The following is a 20,312-nucleotide window of genomic DNA, read 5'->3' on the forward strand; positions in this document are numbered from 1 at the left end:
CGACCCCAGGCCCTACGTCTGGACGAAGACCGCAGACGAGATCCTCGAACGCCTCGCCAGCTATCTGAACAGAATTCCTGACTCAGAAGACTAGGTCCTGTCCGACCGGACAGGACCTAGGCGAGTGCTCTGGGGGTGGGCAGGACCGTCTCTGTCTCGACGGGCACCCACTGTGTGCCGATCAGGCGCCCGAATGCCTGGTCACCGAAGTGGAAGGCGAAGCCGGTCGTTCCTGGCTGTGCGAGTTCCCTGGCGATGCGCTCGCGCGCCGTTATGACCGCGGCGGCGTCGGTGTCGGGGCGCGACCCCCAGTGCGGATGCGCGATCTGCGCCGGGATGTGGAAGACATCGCCGAAGACCACGACCCGCTCGTCCCCAGCGGTGATCACATACGAGGTGTGGCCGGGAGAATGTCCCGGCGTCACCAGGGCGTGCACGCCGTCGAAGATCTCGTCCCCGTGGGAGATCAGGGTGTGCGCGTCCTTCATCGGCTCGATGGTCTCCTGAGCCGGTGCACCGGGAACCGTCTCGCCACGGCCGTGCGGAGCCCACTCGTCGACGGCGACGACATACCGGGCGTTGGGGAAGAACTTCCGCGGTGTGAAGGCCCAGCCGGTGTGGTCGACATGCAAGTGGGTGAAGGCGACGCTCTCGATGTCCTGTGGGGTGACACCCAGCGCGGCAAGGGTTTCCGGGAGCGCGCCGGAGTTCGTGTGTCCGACCGGCTCTCCGGAGACCCTGGTCGGCCCGGAAACCGGTCCGAGGCCGGCGTCGATCAGCAGACGGCGGCCGTCGCGCTCCACGAGCAGTCCTCCCGCCGACATGGCGACGAAGCCGTGCTCGTCGAGCGTCTCCGGATGCTCCCGCCAGTACTCCGCGGGTATCGAGGGGAAGAAGCTCTCCGGCAGTATGCCCATTGCCCCGTCGACGACGTAGGTGAGGCGGGCATCGCCCAGCGTGAGTGAGCGGACGGCGGACTGTTCGTTGAGCGCACCCATGATTCGTGCCTGCTCCCTCGGTAGGCGGTCGTACCGTGCCGGTGCCGGCGGCCAAGTGCCGTCTGTCGTACCTCGCCTTGGACATCATGCGGGAACACGGCTTCCTCCGGAACCTGTTCGACCACGGTCAGCCCGTACGGGACGGGGCGAGCGGTCGTACGGGCGCCGTCGAAGTGGTGACCGGAACCACAGGGGCCGGCAGCTGATCCCTCGTCTCGGCTTCGGGCTTACGTCTCCTCGGGCCTATGTCTGCTCGGGCTTGCGTCTGCTCGGGCTTACGTCTGCTCCGTCGGCTGCTGGGCGGCCTCGTGTGCGCCTGCGCTGACCAGCCCTGTCTCGTAGGCGACGATGACGGCCTGGACGCGGTCACGGAGCCCGAGTTTGGCCAGGATGCGGGCGACGTGCGTTTTCACGGTCGCCTCGGCCAGGTGGAGGCGCGCCGCGAGTTCGGCGTTGCTCAGTCCTCGGGCCAGCAGACAGAGGACCTCCAGCTCGCGCGGGGTGAGCGTGGCCAGGTCGCGGTGGAGGGCGGCGGTTTCGCCGCCGCGCTGGGCGAACCGCTGCACGAGGCGGCGCGTGATGGCGGGCGCGAGGAGAGCGTCGCCGGTACGCACCGTGCGGACGGCCGCGGTCAACTGCTCGGGGGTGACGTCCTTGAGGAGGAAGCCGCTGGCCCCGGCGGACAGTGCCGCGTAGACATACCGGTCGAGGTCGAAGGTCGTGAGGATGATGACGCGGGGTTCGCCCGGGGCGCCGGTGAGGATGCGGCGGGTGGCCTCCAAGCCGTCCATCTCGGGCATCCGGACATCCATCAGGACCACGTCGGGCCGGCTGCGGCGGACCGCTTCGACGGCTTCGGCTCCATTGGCCGCCTCGCCGACGACGTCCACGCCGTCGGCGTTGAGGATCATCCGGAATCCGGTACGGACCAGTGTCTGGTCGTCGGCGAGAAGCACACGCGGCGGCTCGGTCACGGTGCCTCCAGAGGGATCAGTGCTTCCACACGATAGCCACCGGTCACGCGTCGGCCGGTGTTCAGGATTCCGTCGTAGACGGCGAGACGCTCGCGCAGGCCGATCAGGCCCCGGCCGTTACCGGTGGTCGCGCCCGTGCCCGAGTGTCCACCGGTGTCGGTGACTACGACCCGGAGCCGATCCGGGCCGAATTCGACGGTCACGGCGGCGCTGGCGCCGGACGCGTGCTTCACGGTGTTGGTCAGGGCTTCCTGGATCACCCGGTACGCGGCGAGTTCGAGGCCGGGCGGGAGAGGACGCGGCGGGCCGGTCACGGTCAGATCGATGGGCAGTCCGGTGTCCCGGACCCGTCCGACCAGCGTTTCCAGCTGGCCCAGGCCGGGTTGCGGGGCCAACTCCGCCTCCGTCGCGGCCAGGTCCGCGCTTCCGTCCCTCTCCACGCCGTCATCGGCCATGGTGAGCAGCCCCATCACGTGGCGCAGCTCGGTCATGGCGGCCCGCCCGCCCGCCTCGACGGCGAGCAGCGCCTCGCCGGCCTGCTTCGGGGAGGTGTTCATGATCTTGCGGGCGGCGCCCGCCTGGATGATCATCACGCTGACGTTGTGGGTGACGACGTCGTGCAGTTCACGGGCGATCCTGGCCCGCTCATGCTCGACGGCCCGGCGCAGCGCGTCGGCCTGTTCGCGTTCCAGGGCGGAGAGCCGGGTGCGGCCCTCGTCGGTCCGGAGTTTCCAGGTACGCAGGCCGACGGCGGCCACGGCCATCGGGACCAGGATCAGCAGGGCGATGTATTCGTTGGGGACGATCGGTGTCACCGAGTTCCCCGAGGTGCCGACCAGGACGACCGACACCGGCAGCGCCGCCAGGGTCGCCACCCGGTACGGGCTGTACACGGCGGCGCTGTAGACGGTGATGACGAACGCGTAGAAGGTCAGCCGCAGCACGCTCTGCGGTGTCGCCAGTGTCGCGGCCGTCACGACGCACAGCACGGCGAGCGGGTAGCGGCGGCGCAGCGCCAGCGCGCCCGAGGCGATGACCGCGAGGGTCACCATGAAGGCCAGGCCGCCGGGGCCGGACGGGCGCGGCACGACGCGTTCCACACCGGGCGTGATCTCGCGGATCACCACGTTGTCTGCGTTGTCGATGCCGTAGTAGACGGCGGCGATTCCGAGTGCCAGTGCCACCAGTGTGTCGAACTGCCAGGCGCGCCGGCCGGGTCGTAGCGGTGGAGCGCTCGGAAGCCCGCCGTCGCGGACCCTCCGGCGCGCGGCCTCCCGCAGCCCCTCCAGCGTCGTACTCACGTCCCTCACCGGTTCATTGTCGCCGCCGCGCGGACCCGCGTCGTCCGTCCCGGTGGCCATTCCCACCGCACCGGATACATCACCCGCGTACATCGCAGGGATGACGTTTCCAGGGCTCATCCCAGCGCGGTACCGCGAAGGGTTCGGGCGGCCGACGTGTGCGGGCCGGGCCCGCTCCTAGCGTTCACCCAGCCAACCGCCCATGTCCAAGGAGCCTGTTATGACCATGCCGTTGATCGAACTGCGTGAGGTGAGCCGCCGGTACGACGACGGCCCGCCCGCTCTGCACGAGGCGTCGCTGAGCGTGCGGCCCGGCGAGGCCGTCGCGATCCTCGGCCCCTCCGGCAGCGGCAAGTCCACGCTGCTCAATCTGATCGCGGGCCTGGACCGGCCCGACACGGGGAGAGTCACCGTGGACGGGGTACGGGTGGACCAGCTGGGCGAAGCCGGTTCGGCGCGCTACCGGCGGTCGAAGATCGGCATGGTCTTCCAGTTCTTCAACCTGCTCGACGATCTGACCGTCACCGACAATGTCGCCCTGCCCGCGCGCCTCGCGGGTATGGCACGCGGCGAGGCGGACCGCCGGACGGCGGAGCTCCTGGAACTGCTTGGCATGGACCGGCACGCCCGCGCCTACCCGGGGCGGCTGTCCGGCGGTGAGCGGCAACGCGTCGCGGTGGCCCGGGCGTTGATGAACCGGCCAGCGCTGCTCCTGGCCGACGAGCCGACCGGGGCCCTGGACACGGCCGCGGGACAGGACGTCAGCGGACTGCTCACCGACCTCAACGCCGAGGGACAGACCATCGTCGTGGTCACCCACGACCTGGCTCTGGCCCGGTCCTGCACGAACCGTACGGTCCGGATCGCCGACGGCCGGATCACCGAGGACACCCGGTCAGGGGCCGTCGCCCCGGAGGCCGTCCGATGAGCGCGCTCGGCAAGGTGGTGCGCTCGGGGGTGAGCCGACGCCGGGTGCGGACGCTGGTGATCGGGCTCGCCACGATGATGGCGGTGGCGGCCTCCGTCCTCGGCGGAACGCTGCTCGTGGTGTCCGGCGCGCCCTTCGACGACGCCTTCGCGAAGCAGCGCGGCGCGCATCTGTCCCTGCGGTTCGACGCGAACAGGGTGAGTGCCGGGCAGTTGTCCAAGTCCAAGGAAACCGAAGGGGTGAGCGGTGCGGCCGGACCGTTCCGTACGGCGACGGTCACCCCGCGATTGAACGGCGCGGGCCCCGGGGGGCCGATGATGACCGTGGTCGGCCGGGGCGATCCCGGCCGGGACGTGGACGAGGTGGCACTGCTCGACGGCCGGTGGCCCACGCGCCCTGGCGAGATCGTGTTGTCCGCCGACTCCTCGCTCCTCCCGACCATGGGCATGAAGATCGACTTCCCCGATCTGTCCAGCGGCCCCACCCTGACGGTGGTCGGGGTGGCCCGCTCGGTCACGCGGACCGCCGACGCCTGGGTGGTTCCGTCCCAGATGCCGGCGCTCACCGCGCCCGGCAGCGGCGGCTACCAGATGCTCTACCGCTTCACCGACGCGGACACCGCCGCGCGGATCACCGCGGGCGGCAAGGCCGTGACGGAACAGCTGCCGCCGGGAGCGATCCTCGGCAAACAGTCATGGCTCGCCGTCAAGAAGACCGCCGAGCGCGACACCGCCCTCTACGTTCCGTTCCTCATCGCGTTCGGCGCACTCGGCCTGGTCATGTCGGTGCTCATCGTCGGCAACGTGGTCGCGTCGGCCGTCGGCACGAGCACACGCCGCATCGGCATCCTCAAGGCCATCGGCTTCACCCCGGCCCAGGTCGTGCGGGCCTACGTGGGCACGGCGCTGATCCCGGCCGCCGTCGGCACGGCCCTCGGCGTCGTCGCGGGTCATCTGCTCGCCATCCCCGTACTGGCCCAGACCGAGGAGGTCTACGGCACCTCGTCCCTGGCCATCGCCCCCTGGGTCGACCTGACGGTGATCGGCGGGGTGCTCGCACTGGTGGCGGCGATCGCGTGGGCGAGTGCCTGGCGGGCCGGGCGGCTGCGTACGGTGGACGCGCTCGCCGTCGGGCGTACCGCTTCCGCGGTGCGCGGCCGGTGGGCGGCCCGGCTGGCCGGACGACTGCCGCTGCCGCGGCCGGTCGCTCTGGGCCTGGCCCGGCCCTTCGCGCGGCCCGCCCGCGCGCTGGCCGCGGGCACGGCGATCCTCTTCGGCGCCATCGCCGTCACGTTCACCGTGGGAATGGGCGCCTCGCTCGGCCAGGTGATGAAAGCCAGGGCCCACGCCGCCGCCGATGTCGTCGTGCCGGCGCCCTTGCCCGACTTCGGACACCAGGGCCCTCGCCCCGAGAAGCGGCCCGGGGCCGATCCCACCGCGGTCGCCGCGGCCATCGAGACCGCCGCCGGAACCGGGAAGTACTACAGCGCCGCTACGGTACGGACGACCGTGTCCGGTCTGTCCGGCGTCATCGACGTGATCGCCTTCACCGGCGACGCTTCCTGGGGCGGCTACACGATGGTCTCGGGCCGCTGGATCGACAGGCCGGGCGAGGGCGTGGTCCCCACCCCTTTCCTGACCGCCACCGGCACCCGCGTCGGCGACACCGTCACCCTGAACGGCCTGGCCGAGCCGGTCACGGTCCGGATCGTCGGTGAGGTCCTCGACCCCCGTAACGACGGTATGCAGGTCTTCACCGACGCCGCGACCCTCACCGCCGCGGATCCCGATCTGACCGAGACGAGCCATCATGTCGCGGTCACGTCGGGCACCGACGTGAGCGGCTACGTCGACGCCCTGAACAAGGATCTGGCACCGCTGGGGGCCACTGCTCGGGCCGGTGGGCTCGACGCGGGCGGCGACATGGTCGTCACGCTCAACGCGCTGTCCGCGATCCTCACGCTGATGCTCGTCGCCGTCGCCGCGCTCGGCGTGCTGAACGGTGTGCTGCTCGATACCCGCGAGCGCGTCCGGGAGATCGGAGTCCACAAGGCGCTCGGCATGACCCCCCGGCAGACCGTCGCGATGGTCCTCACCTCTGTCGTGGTGACCGGACTGGTCGCGGGCGCTCTGGGCGTGCCGCTCGGCGTGGCCCTGCACGGCCGGGTCCTCCCCGCGATGGGCGAGAGTGTGGGGCTCCGCCTCCCCGATTCCGTCATCGCCGTCTACCAGGGTGCCGAACTGCTGTCGCTGGCATTCGGCGGCCTGCTCATCGCCACCCTGGGCGCGCTCCTGCCCGCCGGCTGGGCCGCCAGGGCCCGTACCGCCACGGCCCTGCGCACCGAGTAGGAGATCAGGTTCTGTGCTCGTGTCTCCGGCCGCCCCCCCCGCGAGGATCGGCGGGGGCCGGTCGGCCGCCCCGATGATATGGTGCTCGGCGTTCGTATCGGATCCAGATCGAGGAAGCGGGGAGGTGGGGTTGATGACCGCGCTCAAGGCCACCGGCGCCCTGCGCTCCGCCCGGACCGTCCTCACGTCCCGGGCCCTGGCCTGACCCTCATCCGGATGCGCCCCGCCGGGAGCGTGAGCTCGCGGGGCAAAACCCATACGAACCCACCACGAAACGGATCTCCATCCACCGTGAGCATCAACTGGATCACGCGCGCCGAGACCAGCGCCGACATCCCGACCATTCGTGAGATCAACCTCGCCGCGTTCGACACTCCGCTGGAGGCGGACCTCGTCGAGGCCCTGCGCGCCGACCCCTCGTGGATCGACGGTCTGTCCCTCGTCGCCACCGACCACGACGGCACTCCCATCGGCCACGCGCTGCTGACCCGCTGCCACATCGACGACACCCCGGCCCTGTGTCTGGGGCCGGTCGCCGTCCGGCCCGAGTACCAGAGGACCGGCGCCGGCTCCGCGGCGATCCGCGCCTCATTGCGGGCCGCCGAGCAGTTGGGCGAACACTTCGTCACTGTCCTCGGACACCCTGAGTACTACCCGCGGTTCGGCTTCACCCGCGCTTCCGCATACGGCATCGGACTGAGCATCGACGTCCCGGACGAGGCCATGATGGCCCTCACCCTCGACGCCGACCATCCGCTGCCCGCCGGAACCGTCCACTACGCCGCTCCGTTCGGCATCTAGCCGAAACCGCGGTTCGGCACCTAGCCGAAACCGCCGTGCCGGGTCTCCACAGGCGAGCCCCGGCACGGCGGGCGGTTCTCCACCACGCCTGGCGCGTTCGAGTTGCGCGGGGCGTGTCCCCCTGGAACATGGCGAGAGGAGCGAACTTCCGACGTCGGCCGCATGATCCTCGCGCCATGGGCCCCGCCCATCGGTGCCGGCCGGTGAGCCGGGCTTCCTCACCATCCGTTCGCGCGAGAACACAGGAGACCGTCATGGCCGAGCTGCCCCCTCCGCCCGCCCCCGTCCTCGAACCCGCCGCGAAGGAGCTCACCGAGGCCACATCGCCGCATCCGAGGATCTACGAGGTCCCACCGGAGCAGGGCAGGGACATCCTCGCCGGGCTCCAGACCGGTAAAGGCGTCGACAAGCCGGAGATCGACGAAGAGTGGGTGACGGTCGACGCGGGCGAGTACGGCAGGGTCCGCACCCGCATCGTCCGTCCCAAGGGCGCCGTCGGGGATCTGCCGGTCATCTTCTACATCCACGGGGCCGGCTGGGTCTTCGGCGACGAGAACACCCACGACCGCCTCGTACGGGAACTCGCCACCGGAGCCGACGCCGCCGCGGTCTTCCCCGTCTACGACCGGGCACCCGAGGCCAGGTACCCGACGCAGATCGAGCAGAACTGGGCCGTCGGCGAGTGGGTCGTGAAGCACGGTGCCGAGCATGGTCTCGACGCCTCCCGTATCGCGGTCTGCGGTGACTCGGTGGGCGGCAACATGGCCGCGGTGTTCGCCCTCATGGCCAAGGACCGCGGTGACGTGGGCTTGAGTGCGCAGGTGCTGCTGTACCCGGTCACGAACGCCGCCTTCGATACGGCGTCGTACCTCCAGTTCGCGGACGGCTACTACCTGACGCGGGACGGCATGATCTGGTTCTGGGACCAGTACACGACCAACCAGAAACAGCGGACCGAGCCCTACGCCTCCCCGCTGCGGGCGAGCGCCGGTCAGCTCAAGGGCCTGCCACCGGCCCTTGTCATCACCGACGAGGCCGATGTCCTGCGCGACGAGGGCGAGGCCTACGCCGCGAAGCTCCGCGAGGCCGGTGTCGACGTGACGGCGGTGCGCGTGGAGGGCATCGTCCACGACTTCATGATGCTGGACAGCCTCCGGGGGTGCCATGCCACCAATGTGGCCCGTGAACTCGCCATCAGCGCTCTGAAGAAGGCGCTGGCCTGATCGGGGCGCGGATGGCCGAGGCGATGTTCTGACAGGCGATCAGGCGCCGCCGTCACCGGCCGGAAGGGGCGCGGAGGCCGCTCAGTCCATTGTCGTCCAGGGCGTCCCGGGCAGCCTCGATGAATGCCGACAGGCTCTCCATCAGAGGCTGAACCGTCTGCTCGAACGAGATGAGCAGGGCATCGGTGTGCGGTGGCGGTTTCGCGGCCGGATTCTCCTCGCGATCTGCTCGGATCTGTCCCAACTCCACACAGAGGGAAGAGATCACGTCGGCGGACTGGGCCAGTTCCTCCGCGAGCGTCGACACATGTTTGGGACCTGCCAGGGCGATGTCGAACCATACGGATTTCATGTCCGACGCCCGGTCCCGGCAGCCGCGCACATAGGCGCTCGTGAAATCGGAGAGGGCGTGGGGCCCGGGTTCCCGCTGTCCGATCGCCTTTCGCAGCCCCTCCGTCGCGGCGATGAACGCCCGGTAGACCGCGAGGCGCGGTTCACGCCGCTGTCTGTGGTGTTCGGTGTGGGCGGCGATCCGGGCCGTCTCGCGCTGGGAGCGGCCGGTGGCGAACGCCGCTCCTATGGTGGCGACCGTCGCGGCCAACGCGCCGCAGACCGCGGCCAATCCTGCGTCCATGACTGTCGAGTGTGACCGCTGCCGACACCGAGCGCGAGACCGCCGGACCCCGGGACCGGATCCGGGACCGGATTCGAGACGGGATCCGAGACGGGGTCCGAGACCAGATTCGAGACGAGATCGGCGGGGAACTCGCGGCCGGGGCCCCGAGCCGACGCGTTCGCCGCGGTGCTTCAGGGCTGTCTTCAGGGCTGTGATGTCCGGCTCTCCGCGTGGACCGTGTCCGCGCCCCAGCTCGCGAGGATGCGCAGACCCTCGGCCGACGCGGAGCCCGGCTCCGCGTGGTACACGCACAGATACTGTTCGTGGTCGTCCGGGAGATGCATCGTCTCGTACGCGAGGGTCAGGTCACCGACCAGCGGATGCCGCATCCGCTTCACGCCGTGGCCCTTCTCCTTCACATCGTGCGTGGCCCACAGTCGCCTGAACTCCTCGCTCTTTACGGAGAGTTCACCCACGAGCGCCGAGAGCTCCGGGTCCTGCGGGTGCTGGCCCGCGTACAGCCGCAGATAGCTGACCATGTCGGACGCCTTGGAGTCCCACTCCAGGAACAGCTCACGGTAGTCGGGGGAGAGGAAGGTCAGCCGTGCCCAGTTGCGCTCCGCGGGCGGCAGCTTGCCCCAGTCGCCGAACAGCGCCGCCGCCATTCGGTTCCAGGCGAGGATCTCCGAGCGCGCACCGCCGACATACGCGGGCACGCCGTCCATCGACTCCAGCAGCTGTCGCAGCGCCACCCGTACGTGCTGCCGCCTGGGCGCCCGGTACTTCCTCCGCTGCTGCTTCGGCTTGGCGAGATGGGTGAGGTGCGCGTGCTCGGCGTCGGTCAGACGCAGGGCGCGCGCGATCGAACCGAGTACCTCCGCCGACACATTGCGCCCGTTTCCCTGTTCCAGGCGTGTGTAGTACGCCACCGAGACCCCGGCCAGCTGCGCCAGCTCCTCGCGCCGCAGCCCCGGCACCCGCCGGTGCCGCCCATGCGAGGGGATTCCCACGTCCTCCGGCTTGAGCCGAGCCCGCCGGGTGCGCAGGAACTCGCTGAGCTCGGCCCGGCCGTCGAGCACGTCGGGGAGGGCTGCCTGTTCGTCGTCCGCGGAGAGGGGGTCGTGTGTGGAGGGGGTGTCGTCCATGTTCTCAAGTATTCCCCTTCGTACGACCAGGAGCCTGACCCCGCCAGTAGTAGGACCACTGGACGTACCCAAAGCGGTGACCTGGGTGAACACGCTCCGAGGAGGCACTCTCGAAGACATGACCACGACTGTTGCCGCATACGCCGCCCCCAGCGCCAAGGCACCGCTGGAGCGCACCACGATCGAGCGCCGTACGGTCGGCGAGTTCGACGTCCTGATCGACATCGAGTTCGCCGGCATCTGCCACTCCGACATTCACCAGGCACGCGAGGGCTGGGGCGAGGCCATCTTCCCGATGGTGCCCGGCCACGAGATCGCGGGCGTCGTCGCCGAGGTCGGCCCCGGCGTGACGAAATTCAAGATCGGCGACCGGGTCGGGGTCGGCTGCATGGTCGACTCCTGCCGTGAGTGCGAGAACTGCGAGGCCGGTCAGGAGCAGCACTGCCTGCGCGGGAACGTCGGCACGTACAACGCCATCGGCCACGACGGCGAGCCCACCTACGGCGGCTACTCACAGAAGGTTGTCGTCGACGAGAACTTCACCGTCCGCATCCCGGACGGGCTGTCACTGGACGTGGCCGCGCCGCTGCTCTGCGCGGGCATCACCACGTACTCACCGCTCAAGCACTGGGGAGCGGCCCCCGGCAAGAGGGTCGCCGTGATCGGCCTGGGCGGCCTCGGCCACATGGCCGTCAAGATCGCGCACGCCCTCGGCGCCGAGGTCACGGTCCCCTCCCAGTCGCTGCGCAAGAAGGACGACGGCCTGAAGCTGGGCGCCGACCACTACTACGCCACCAGCGACCCGGCCACCTTCGAGAACCTGGCCGGCGCCTTCGACATCATCCTCTCCACGGTGTCGGCGCCCCTGGACTTCGGTGCGTACCTGAGCCTGCTGAAGACCGGCGGTGCCCTGGTGAACGTCGGCGCTCCCGAGGAGCCCGTCGCCCTGAACCTGTTCTCCTTGATCAGCGGCAACAAGACGCTCGCCGGTTCGGCGATCGGCGGCATCGCCGAGACCCAGGAGATGCTCGACTTCTGCGCCGAGCACGGCCTCGGCGCCGAGATCGAGCTGATCGAGGCGAGCCAGATCAACGAGGCGTATGAACGTGTGCTCGACTCGGACGTGCGCTACCGCTTTGTGATCGACACCGCGACGATCTGAGCCACGCGGCCTCCCCGAGCGAGTAATCGACGCCCTCCCCGGGCTCCGGCAGGATCACCCAGATCCACCGGGTCCCGAGGAGGGCTCACCCATGACCGCCTGGACACGGTCAGCCAGGAACTCACGCACTCAGCACCGGCCTCGCCCTCGACTCCCCCGAGGGGAGGGGGTACGGCGTCTACGATCCGGCGTTTGTCTGATCCCGCGGCGTGCTGGGAAGCCGGACGGTGACGAGGAGACCGCCGGCGGGGTGGGGAGCGAGGTCGAGGGTTCCGTCGTGGGCGCGGACGATGCTGTGCACGATGGCCAGGCCGAGACCCACTCCGGCGTGCTCGTCGGTGCGTACGCGTTCCGTGCCGCGCTGGAAGGGCTCGGTGAGGGTCGGTATCAGTTGCGGTGGGAGCCGGTGACCCGTGTTCTCGACGCGCAGCACGCTCGTGTCGCCGTGCGCCTCGGTGTGGACCGTCACGGTGCCGTCGGCGGGGAGGTTGTGGACGATGGCGTTCTGGACGAGGTTCATCACCATCCGCAGCAGGAGCTCAGGGGAGCCGCTGGTCGGGGCCGCTCCGCCGGTGACGTCGAGTGTGATCCGGCGCTGTTCGGCGAGGGGAAGGAGCGTTTCGGCGGCTTCCTCGGCGCTGAGGGAGAGGTCGACGCTCTCGCGGCTGAAGTGTCCGCGGTCGCCTCGACTGAGCAGCAGAAGGGCCTCGGTGAGGTCGATCGCCCGCGTATTGACGGTGTGCAGGCGTTCGATGAGTTCGCCCCGGGCCCGTGTCGGGTCCTTGCGGGCGACGTCGAGGAGCGTCCGTGAGATCGCCAGCGGGGTGCGCAGTTCGTGGGAGGCGTTCGCGGCGAATCTCCGCTGCTCGGCGACGTGGGACTCCAGTTGTTGGAGCATCGAGTCGAACGCGTCGGAGAGTTCACGGAATTCGTCCTGGCGGCCCTTCATACGGATCCGGTGGGACAGCGACCCGTTCCCCGCCATCCGTGCCGCGTCCGTGATCTGGGCGAGTGGTGCGAGCATCCGGCCGGCGAGGAGCCATCCCCCCAGGAGGCCGAGGACGAGCAGGAGGATCAGGCTGGTGGCCGCGGCGGGGGCGAAGGTGCGCACGAGGAGGTAGCGATTGGGCGAGATCCCGAGGAGGCCCTTGGGGTTGTCGGGTACGTAGCGCAGCAGGTACAGCCACACCACGGCCAGCAGGAGAGTGCCGACGACGGCGAGGAACCCGGCGTAGCTGAGGGTGAGCTTCAGCCGGGCGCTGAGCCCTCGGCGCCTACGCACGCGTACTGCCGGAGTCAGTGGTGTCCCCGCCGGGGGTGATGGCGTCCGCAGCGGTGTCGATACGGTAGCCGACGCCTGGCACCGTGGCGATGATCCACGGTTCACCGAGCCGTTTGCGCAGTGCGGAGACGGTGATGCGCACGGCGTTGGTGAGGGGGTTGGCGTTCTCGTCCCAGGCCCGTTCCAGCAGCTCCTCGGCGCTGACGACACCGCCCTCGGCGGCGACGAGGACTTCCAGCACGGCGAACTGTTTACGGGTGAGCGCGACATAGCGCCCGTCGCGGAAGACCTCCCGGCGGAAGGGGTCGAGCCGCAGGCCCCCGATCTCCCGGACCGGGGGCCGGGTGTACGCGCGCCTGCGGTCGAGCGCCCTCAGCCGCATGACGAGCTCTCGCAGCTCGAACGGTTTGGTGAGGTAGTCGTCGGCGCCGAGCCCGAACCCGGAAGCCTTGTCGTCGATCCGGTCGGCGGCGGTGAGCATGAGGATCGGGATGCCACTGCCGGAGGCGACGATGCGCCGGGCGACCTCGTCGCCGGTGGGGCCGGGGATGTCGCGGTCGAGGACCGCGAGGTCGTAGGAGTTGACGCCGAGCAGTTCCAGTGCGGAGTCGCCGTCGCCCGCTATGTCGGCGGCGATCGCCTCCAGCCGCAGACCGTCCCGTACGGCTTCGGCCAGGTAGGGCTCGTCCTCCACGATCAGTACGCGCATGTCCGAAGCCTAAGCAGCACAACGTATCGCCGACGTATGCGAAGACGTATGCGAAGACGTGAGCGAAGACGTGAGCGAAGACGTGTGCGCACCGGACACCCGAAAGTCAGCCCGTCGGCGCGAGCGCGGCGCGAGGCCGGTCCGACGGTGCTTCCGCCGTGGTGCGCCACCAGCGGCGCGACGCCAGCGCGGCCAGCACGGCGCCGACGGTGTTGACCAGTACGTCGTCCACGGACGACACCCGGTCCAGCCGCAGGACGTACTGCGCGGTCTCGATGAGGATCGAGCAGCCCGCCCCGAGCGCCAGGATCCGCGGCACGGACGCCAGCGCCGCGAACCGCATCGGGGCGAAGAACCCCAGCGCCGCGAGGATCAGCAGATTGCCGACGATCCCGCCCGGCCCCATCGTGACCAGGTCCCGCAGCGGCACCAGGCTCACCCGGCCGGGCACGGTGCCGGCTCCGGCGCCCGGCATCATGGTCAGCCAGCTGAACGGCACCGTCCCGTGGACCATGCCCACCTCGGCCAGCGACATCCGCCACGCCGATGTGACACCGGCGGCACGCCGACGGTGCGCCAGGGCCCACACCACCAGCGCGGCCAACGGCAGTGTGACCAACGTCATGAGCACCACACCGTTGAACGTATCGAAGCAGCCGTGCCACCGCCCGGCCATGCACATCGGTGCGGACATCATCAGTGGCCGCCGCATGACGAACAGGGCGCTCGCCAAGCCGAGGATCGCCAGACCGAGAATCACGATCCTGCGCGTGCGGCGGGGCGGTGCCGACAGGGATGCGTTGTGGTTCATGCGTCCATTGGAGAGGGAGGGCCGTTGCTGTGCCGTATGCGATTTCCGATACGCCGGCGATACAGCGGCCCCCGCGGCGCCGGGGGTCACACCGCCGCGGGACGAGACGGGTCAGGGAGCGGTCCGGGAAGACTCGCGGGGGATCCGTAGGGTGAAGACCGTCGAACCCGGGCGGCTGACAAGCTCGGTGGTGCCGTGGTGAGCCGCTATCAGTGACCGCGCGACCGCGAGTCCCAGTCCGCTGCCGCCGCGGTCGCGGGTGCGGGCCTTGTCCACGCGGTAGAAGCGGTCGAAGACCCGCTCCTGGTCCGCGGCCGGGATTCCGGGACCGGAGTCGGCGACCCGGACCACCGCGGCGTCCGGACCGACGGACAACTCCAGCGACACCCGCGTACGGGCAGGGGTGTGCACGGCCGCGTTGGTCAGCAGATTGTCCAGGACCTGTCGCATACGGAGGGGATCGAGACGCATGCGCACCGGTTCGCCGTCGCCCTTCACGGACAGCGGATGCTCCGACCGGATGGTGCGGAAGGCGTCCGCCGCCTGGTTCAGGAGCTCCGCCAGGTCCGTCTCCTCAAGGCGCAGCGGAGTCTGCGCGTCGGCGGCGTCCAGGCGGGCGAGCAGCAGCAGATCGTCGAGGAGGAGACCCATCCTGGCCGCCTCGGCGCGCAGGCGTGTCAGGTGCCTGTCCCGTTCGGCGGGTTCGTTGGCGGCGGCGTACTGGAACAGGTCGGCGTAGCCGCGTACCGACATCAGTGGTGTACGCAGCTCGTGCGACGCGTCCGCGACGAACCGGCGCAAGCGCCGTTCGGCCTCGGTGCGCACGGCGAGCGAGTCGTCGATGTGTTCCAGCATGGTGTTGAACGCGGTGCGCAACTCCCCGACTTCCGGGCCGCCGTCGTCGGAATCGACACGCACCGGCAGCCGTGCCGACTCGGTGAAATCGTGTGAGGTGATGTCATGGGCGGTGCGCGCCATGTCGCTGAGCGGTTTGAGTCCGCGCCGCAGCAGCGAACGGCCCAGCACCACAAGTCCCACCAGGGCGAGCGAGAAACCGATGATCTGGACCGTGATCAGCTGGTCCATGGTCTTCTCGATGTCCTCCAGGGGGGCCGCGGTGACCAGGACCACCCCGGGGCTGACCTCACACGCACGCAGCCGGTACGCGCCCTGTCCCTCGATGTGCGCGGTGCGGAAGACTTCCTTCTCCCCTGAGTCGCGCTGTACTTCGGCGACGGCGGAGAGCTTTCCGGCGTCGGTCGGTACGTCACTGGGCCTGCGCAGCACGGCCCGGTCGCCCGACACGTCGAACACCGCGGTGTACCAGCGGTAATAGGGCTGTCGCTCCACCGTTCCATGGGCCTGGGCGTCCTGGGCCTGGGTGCCCTGGACCAGCTCCATCTGGTTGTTGAGCTGGTGCTCCAGATAGTCCCGCATATACGTCGACAACGCGGTGCCGACGATGGCGAACACGATCAGCGCGAGCGCGCCAAGGCCCAGCGCGAGCCGGGTGCCCAGGCGCAGCCCGCGGTACCCGCGCGCGAAACGGCGGATCACTCGGCGACCCGCCGCACCACATAGCCGACGCCCCGCACGGTGTGGATCAGCGGTCCACCGCCGTCGTCCGGCTCGTCGAGCTTGCGGCGCAGCCGGCTGATGACCAGTTCCACGACGTTGGAACGGCCCCCGAAACCGTACTCCCACACATGATCGAGGATCTGCGCCTTGGTCAGTACGGTCGGCGACTTGCGCATCAGATAGCGCAGAACCTCGTACTCGGTGGGGGTGAGCGTGCGGAGCCGGTCACCGCGGCGCACCTCGCGGGTGTCCTCGTTCATCGTCAGATCCGCCACCCGCAGCACGGAGCGCTGAAACCCCGGCCCGGCGCTGCGGCGCAGCACGGTCCGCAGCCGGGCCATCAGCTCCTCCACCGCGAACGGCTTGACCAGGTAGTCGTCGCCGCCCCGGGTGAGGCCCGCGACCCGGTCGGAGACGCCGTCACGCGCCGTGAGGAACACCACCGGCACCATCGTCCCCGACGCCCGGAGCCGGTCCAGCACGGCGAAGCCGTCCAGGCCGGGGAGCATCAGGTCGAGCACCACGATGTCCGGCTGGAACTCCGCCGCCCGGTGCAACGCCTCCTCGCCGGAGTGCGCGGTGACCGCCTCCCAGCCCTCGTAGTGGGCGACCGTCGCCACGAGGTCGGCGATGGGCGGGTCGTCGTCGACGACGAGAAGGCGCACTTTTTCCACTCGTCCATAGTGCTGTACGTGCCTGTCGACGCCATACGGGCGGCCGGGCCCGGGGCCATATCGATAAGCACCTGAAAGTTCAGCGACAGGAAAACGACAGCTCCAGGCAGGCAGGCTCGGAGTACCCAGGCGCCGATCAAGGAGTTGCGGTCCGTGACGACCCTTCAACGTGTCCAGCCAACCCCAACGGCGGTCCGCCCCCAAGTGGTGGCCCGCGCCGGGCTGTACGTCCTGCTCGCGGCGAACGTGGCTGTGGTGGGCGTGTTCTTCCTCCAGGCCGGGTTCGCCTCGAACGCACTCATCCTGATGGGGCGCCTGACCGGGCTCTACGCCGCCCTGCTCATGGCCCTCCAACTGCTGCTCGTCGCCCGGCTGCCGTTCTTCGACCGCCGTATCGGCATGGACCGGCTGACCTCCTGGCACCGCTGGGTCGGCTTCGGCCTCCTGTGGATGCTGCTCGCGCACGGTGTGTTCATCGTCTTCGGCTACGCCCAGGGATCGTCGATGGGCCCGGTCGACCAGCTCGTCGATCTCGCGGAGACCGTCGAAGGCGTGCTGCGCGCCATTGTCGCGCTGGCCCTGATCATCGTGGTCGGCGCCGTCTCGGCCCGGTGGGCGCGGCGCCGACTGGCGTACGAGACATGGCACTTCATCCACCTCTACACCTACCTCGCGGTGGTGCTGGCCTTCACCCACCAGGTCGCGGCGGGCTCGACGTTCACCGCGTCGCCCATCGCCACGGCGTACTGGTACACGCTGTGGGGCGCCGCCCTCGCCTCGGTCCTCTTCGGCCGTGTGGTGCTTCCGCTCCGCCGCAATCTGCGCCACCGGCTGCGGGTGACGGCCGTCGTGCCCGAGTCCGACCATGTCGTGTCGGTCTACGTCTCCGGCCGTGACCTGGACCGGCTGCCCGCCCGCGCCGGCCAGTTCTTCCTCTGGCGGTTTCTGACCAGGGACCGCTGGTGGCAGGCGAACCCCTTCTCGCTCTCGGCGGCCCCCGACGGCGACCGGCTCAGGCTCACCGCCAAGACCGCGGGCGACGGCACGGCGGCGCTACGCCAACTCAAGGTGGGTACCAGGGTGTTCGCGGAGGGCCCGTACGGCGCCTTCACCGCGATGCACCGTACCCGCCAGGACACCCTGCTCATCGCCGGAGGCGTCGGTATCACCCCTGTCCGCGCGCTCCTCGAAGAACTCCACGGCCACGCCGTGCTCATCTACCGGGTGGCCACCGACCAGGACGCCGTCCTCTACGACGAGTTGACCGAACTGGCCCACGCCAAGGGCGCCCAGCTGCATCTGATCACCGGACCGTCCACCCCGGACACACTGGCCCCGCACGAGCTCGGGCGCCTCGTACCCGACATCACCGAGCGAGACGTCTACGTCTGCGGACCGCCCGGCATGACCACCGCGGTGCTGCGCACCCTGCGACAACTGGGCGTGCCCAAACCACAGATCCACGCCGAGCGCTTCAGCCTGGCCGGATAGAGGGGGAACGAACACGATGAAGCGAGCACTGCCCGTCCTGGCGCTCACCGCCGCCGCGCTGATACCGCTGTGGCGCTACGAACCGTCTCTCGGTACGACGACATCCGTCGAGGCCGCCCCCTCGCCGCCGCCCGCGCTGCCGCGCCCGTCGGCCTCCTCGCCCGGTTCGGAGCCCTCGCCCGGCGGCACCCCGGCGAAGACCGTTCAGGGGTCCACCGTCCACACCGAGAAGGGCCCCGTGCAGGTCGAGGTGACCTTCGAGGGCGACGAGATCAGCACCGTACGCCTGCTTCGGCAGCCCGACCACCCGCAGACCACGGCCGCCGTACCGCGACTGATCGAGGACACGCTCGCCGCGCAGAGCGCCGACATCGACACGGTCTCCGGTGCCACGATCACCAGCGACGGATACCGGGAGTCGCTTCAGGCCGCGATCGACGCGAAGGGCGCCTGAGTGCGACGAGTTGAGCACGTCATGGGCTTCCCCGTCTCGGTGCGGGTCGACGCCGGGGCCGCCGACCCGGGGGCCGCCGTGGCCGGGGTGTTCGGGTGGCTGCGCCAAGTCGACCTGAGATTCAGTCCGTTCAGGTCCGACAGCGAAGTGTCCCGGCTGGACCGGGGAGAGACGCCGGCCGACGAGCTCAGCCCGGAGCTGTCGGAGATCCTGGCCCTGTGCGAGCACTACCAGGTGGCGACTCGCGGCGCCTTCGACGTCCGCCTGCCCGGGCGCGGCCTCGACCCCTGCGCCGTGGTGAAGGGCTGGTCGGTGCAGAAGGCGGCGGAACTGCTGTCGGCCGCCGGGGCCACCAGGTTCTGCGTGAACGCGGGCGGTGATGTCGTCGCGGCCGGTGGCCCCTGGCGCGTCGGCGTGCGCCACCCCGAACGCGCGGACCGGCTGTGCGCGGTACTGGAGATCGCGGAAGGCGCGGTGGCGACCTCCGCCCGGTACGAGCGCGGCGACCACATCCTCGACGGCCGCACCGGCCGGCCGGCCACCGGTCTGCTCAGCCTGACCGTCGTGGCCGCGTCACTGACCGAGGCGGACGCCACCGCCACGGCGGCGTTCGCGATGGGCGTGGAGGGCGTCGAATGGGCGGCGTCGAGGAACGGCTGCGAGGTGTTCGCGGTGGACGAGGGGCGGCGGGTCTTCCGTACGGCGGGGTTCCCGGTCGCCGGGTGACCCGGTGCGCGGTGTGCCGGACACCCGGTGCGACGAGGACGTGGCTGGGCTCGACCGCGCGTGCCCGGCGGGCGTACCCCGCTCATCGCCGGGTGCTGCCCCTCGCGCTAGGCTGTCGGCCGTGCTGGAGACGCGTCTTGACACCGCTCGGATCCGGGCTGCCCGCCGGTTGATCGACCCGGTGTTCCTCGACACACCGCTGTACCGCTGCGAGGCGCTGGAGCCCGACCTCGGGTGCGCGGTGAGCATCAAGCTCGAAACGGCGAACCCCGTGCGCAGCTTCAAGGCTCGCGGTACCGAGATGGTCGCGAGCCTGCTCGCCGACAGTGGTTCGCGGGACGTGGTGTGCGCCAGCGCGGGCAACCTTGGCCAGGCACTCGCCTGGTCCGGTCGCGGCCGGGGGCTTGAGGTGACCGTCGTGGCATCCCGCTCCGCGCCCGCCGTCAAGCTCGACCGCATCCGCGCGTTGGGTGCCGGACTGGAACTGGTGGACGGCGACCATGAGATGGCCCGCGAACGGGCCGCGGACGTCGCGCGCCACGACCGTGTCCGGCTGCTCGAAGACAGCCTGGACATCGAGACCTGCGAGGGCGCGGCGACCATCGGCCTGGAACTCGTCGGCGCCGCACCGTCGTTCGACACCGTCCTGATCGCCCTCGGCGGTGGGGCGCTGGCCACCGGCGTGGGGCATGTACTGAAGACATCGGCACCCGATGTCGAGGTGGTCTGTGTCCAGCCGCTGGGCGCACCGGCGATGACACGCTCGTGGCGCGAGCGGCGCGTCGTCACCACCGACTCGACCGACACCATCGCTGACGGCGTCGCCGGCCGGCGTCCCATCCCGGCCGTCCTGGACGACCTCCTCCTGGTCGCTGACGACGCCGTCCTGGTGCGGGAAGCATCCATCGTCGCCGGTATGCGATTGCTCCGCGACCACGCCGGCCTCGTCGTCGAACCATCGGCCGCGCTCGGCATCGCGGCGATCCTCGAAGACCGTGACCGCTTCGCCGGCCGACATGTCGTCACCATCGTGTGCGGCAGCAACGTCGACATGGACGCCTATCACCGCTGGCTCGGTGCGGCGCCCTAGC

At 70.2% G+C, this 20,312-nt stretch carries 20 protein-coding genes; 10 read left to right on the plus strand and 10 right to left on the minus strand.

Annotated elements, in window-relative coordinates; all coding sequences use genetic code 11:
• Positions 1-116: 116 nt before the first annotated feature.
• Complete coding sequence (locus tag ABTZ59_RS22785) at positions 117-998, minus strand: MBL fold metallo-hydrolase (RefSeq protein WP_351411591.1); 882 nt, start codon at positions 996-998, stop codon at positions 117-119.
• 5 nt (positions 999-1,003) lie between these two features.
• Here ABTZ59_RS22785 and ABTZ59_RS22790 point away from each other — a divergent pair, with 5 nt between their 5' ends.
• Positions 1,004-1,204, plus strand: a complete 201-nt coding sequence (locus ABTZ59_RS22790; RefSeq protein WP_351411598.1) for a hypothetical protein — start codon at positions 1,004-1,006, stop codon at positions 1,202-1,204.
• Positions 1,205-1,273: 69 nt separating this feature from the next.
• On the opposite strand, the gene ABTZ59_RS22795 is transcribed toward ABTZ59_RS22790, so the two are convergent.
• Together ABTZ59_RS22795 and ABTZ59_RS22800 are read right to left on the minus strand one after the other, a co-directional pair.
• Entirely contained in the window at positions 1,274-1,972 is a 699-nt protein-coding gene (locus ABTZ59_RS22795; RefSeq protein ID WP_351411609.1) for a response regulator, read from the minus strand.
• The gene (locus tag ABTZ59_RS22800) at positions 1,969-3,333 is read right to left on the minus strand and encodes a sensor histidine kinase (RefSeq protein WP_351411619.1); all 1,365 of its coding nucleotides are present in this window, start codon (positions 3,331-3,333) and stop codon (positions 1,969-1,971) included. Before ABTZ59_RS22800 ends, ABTZ59_RS22795 begins: the two co-directional genes overlap by 4 nt.
• 160 nt (positions 3,334-3,493) lie before the next feature.
• On the opposite strand from ABTZ59_RS22800, the gene ABTZ59_RS22805 reads away from it, so the two are divergent.
• The 4 genes from ABTZ59_RS22805 to ABTZ59_RS22820 all read left to right on the plus strand — a co-directional run bounded on the left by ABTZ59_RS22805 (position 3,494) and on the right by ABTZ59_RS22820 (position 8,573).
• The gene (locus tag ABTZ59_RS22805) at positions 3,494-4,201 is read left to right on the plus strand and encodes an ABC transporter ATP-binding protein (RefSeq protein WP_351411631.1); all 708 of its coding nucleotides are present in this window, start codon (positions 3,494-3,496) and stop codon (positions 4,199-4,201) included.
• Positions 4,198-6,549, plus strand: coding sequence for an ABC transporter permease (locus tag ABTZ59_RS22810; RefSeq protein ID WP_351411640.1), 2,352 nt, complete (start codon positions 4,198-4,200; stop codon positions 6,547-6,549). Before ABTZ59_RS22805 ends, ABTZ59_RS22810 begins: the two co-directional genes overlap by 4 nt.
• 291 nt (positions 6,550-6,840) lie before the next feature.
• Positions 6,841-7,350, plus strand: coding sequence for a GNAT family N-acetyltransferase (locus tag ABTZ59_RS22815; protein ID WP_351411649.1), 510 nt, complete (start codon positions 6,841-6,843; stop codon positions 7,348-7,350).
• 254 nt (positions 7,351-7,604) lie between these two features.
• Entirely contained in the window at positions 7,605-8,573 is a 969-nt protein-coding gene (locus tag ABTZ59_RS22820; protein WP_351411662.1) for an alpha/beta hydrolase, read from the plus strand.
• A 52-nt stretch (positions 8,574-8,625) separates the two neighbouring features.
• Here the strand turns inward: ABTZ59_RS22820 and ABTZ59_RS22825 are convergent, their stop codons facing one another.
• Positions 8,626-9,207, minus strand: coding sequence for a hypothetical protein (locus ABTZ59_RS22825; RefSeq protein ID WP_351411666.1), 582 nt, complete (start codon positions 9,205-9,207; stop codon positions 8,626-8,628).
• A gap of 185 nt (positions 9,208-9,392) precedes the next feature.
• The gene (locus tag ABTZ59_RS22830; RefSeq protein ID WP_351411674.1) at positions 9,393-10,334 is read right to left on the minus strand and encodes an MmyB family transcriptional regulator; all 942 of its coding nucleotides are present in this window, start codon (positions 10,332-10,334) and stop codon (positions 9,393-9,395) included.
• A gap of 118 nt (positions 10,335-10,452) precedes the next feature.
• Here ABTZ59_RS22830 and ABTZ59_RS22835 point away from each other — a divergent pair, with 118 nt between their 5' ends.
• Positions 10,453-11,496 (plus strand): NAD(P)-dependent alcohol dehydrogenase, encoded by a 1,044-nt coding sequence (locus ABTZ59_RS22835; RefSeq protein WP_351411681.1) that lies wholly within the window; start codon positions 10,453-10,455, stop codon positions 11,494-11,496.
• A gap of 178 nt (positions 11,497-11,674) precedes the next feature.
• Here the strand turns inward: ABTZ59_RS22835 and ABTZ59_RS22840 are convergent, their stop codons facing one another.
• The 5 genes from ABTZ59_RS22840 to ABTZ59_RS22860 all read right to left on the minus strand — a co-directional run bounded on the left by ABTZ59_RS22840 (position 11,675) and on the right by ABTZ59_RS22860 (position 16,550).
• On the minus strand, positions 11,675-12,778 hold the full coding sequence (locus ABTZ59_RS22840) for a sensor histidine kinase (protein ID WP_351411690.1): 1,104 nt from the start codon (positions 12,776-12,778) through the stop codon (positions 11,675-11,677).
• A complete protein-coding gene (locus ABTZ59_RS22845) occupies positions 12,771-13,487 on the minus strand; it encodes a response regulator transcription factor (RefSeq protein ID WP_351411696.1) in 717 nt (238 codons plus the stop codon). The genes ABTZ59_RS22840 and ABTZ59_RS22845 overlap by 8 nt, the downstream gene beginning before the upstream one ends.
• A gap of 106 nt (positions 13,488-13,593) precedes the next feature.
• Complete coding sequence (locus ABTZ59_RS22850; protein ID WP_351411703.1) at positions 13,594-14,298, minus strand: VanZ family protein; 705 nt, start codon at positions 14,296-14,298, stop codon at positions 13,594-13,596.
• Positions 14,299-14,409: 111 nt separating this feature from the next.
• Entirely contained in the window at positions 14,410-15,855 is a 1,446-nt protein-coding gene (locus tag ABTZ59_RS22855; protein WP_351411711.1) for a sensor histidine kinase, read from the minus strand.
• Positions 15,852-16,550: a response regulator transcription factor gene (locus ABTZ59_RS22860; RefSeq protein WP_351411716.1), complete on the minus strand. Its 699-nt coding sequence runs from the start codon at positions 16,548-16,550 to the stop codon at positions 15,852-15,854. Before ABTZ59_RS22860 ends, ABTZ59_RS22855 begins: the two co-directional genes overlap by 4 nt.
• A 204-nt stretch (positions 16,551-16,754) precedes the next feature.
• On the opposite strand from ABTZ59_RS22860, the gene ABTZ59_RS22865 reads away from it, so the two are divergent.
• The 4 genes from ABTZ59_RS22865 (at position 16,755) to ABTZ59_RS22880 (ending at position 20,311) form a co-directional block, all read left to right on the plus strand.
• A complete protein-coding gene (locus ABTZ59_RS22865) occupies positions 16,755-18,041 on the plus strand; it encodes a ferredoxin reductase family protein (RefSeq protein ID WP_503003460.1) in 1,287 nt (428 codons plus the stop codon).
• Between the two features lie 16 nt (positions 18,042-18,057).
• Entirely contained in the window at positions 18,058-18,495 is a 438-nt protein-coding gene (locus ABTZ59_RS22870) for an FMN-binding protein (protein WP_351411728.1), read from the plus strand.
• Positions 18,496-19,221: an FAD:protein FMN transferase gene (locus ABTZ59_RS22875; RefSeq protein ID WP_351411733.1), complete on the plus strand. Its 726-nt coding sequence runs from the start codon at positions 18,496-18,498 to the stop codon at positions 19,219-19,221.
• Between the two features lie 121 nt (positions 19,222-19,342).
• Entirely contained in the window at positions 19,343-20,311 is a 969-nt protein-coding gene (locus ABTZ59_RS22880; RefSeq protein ID WP_351411740.1) for a threonine ammonia-lyase, read from the plus strand.
• Position 20,312: the final 1 nt, after the last annotated feature.

It is taken from the genome of Streptomyces sp. NPDC094034 (genome assembly GCF_040303865.1).
Lineage (GTDB): Bacteria > Actinomycetota > Actinomycetes > Streptomycetales > Streptomycetaceae > Streptomyces.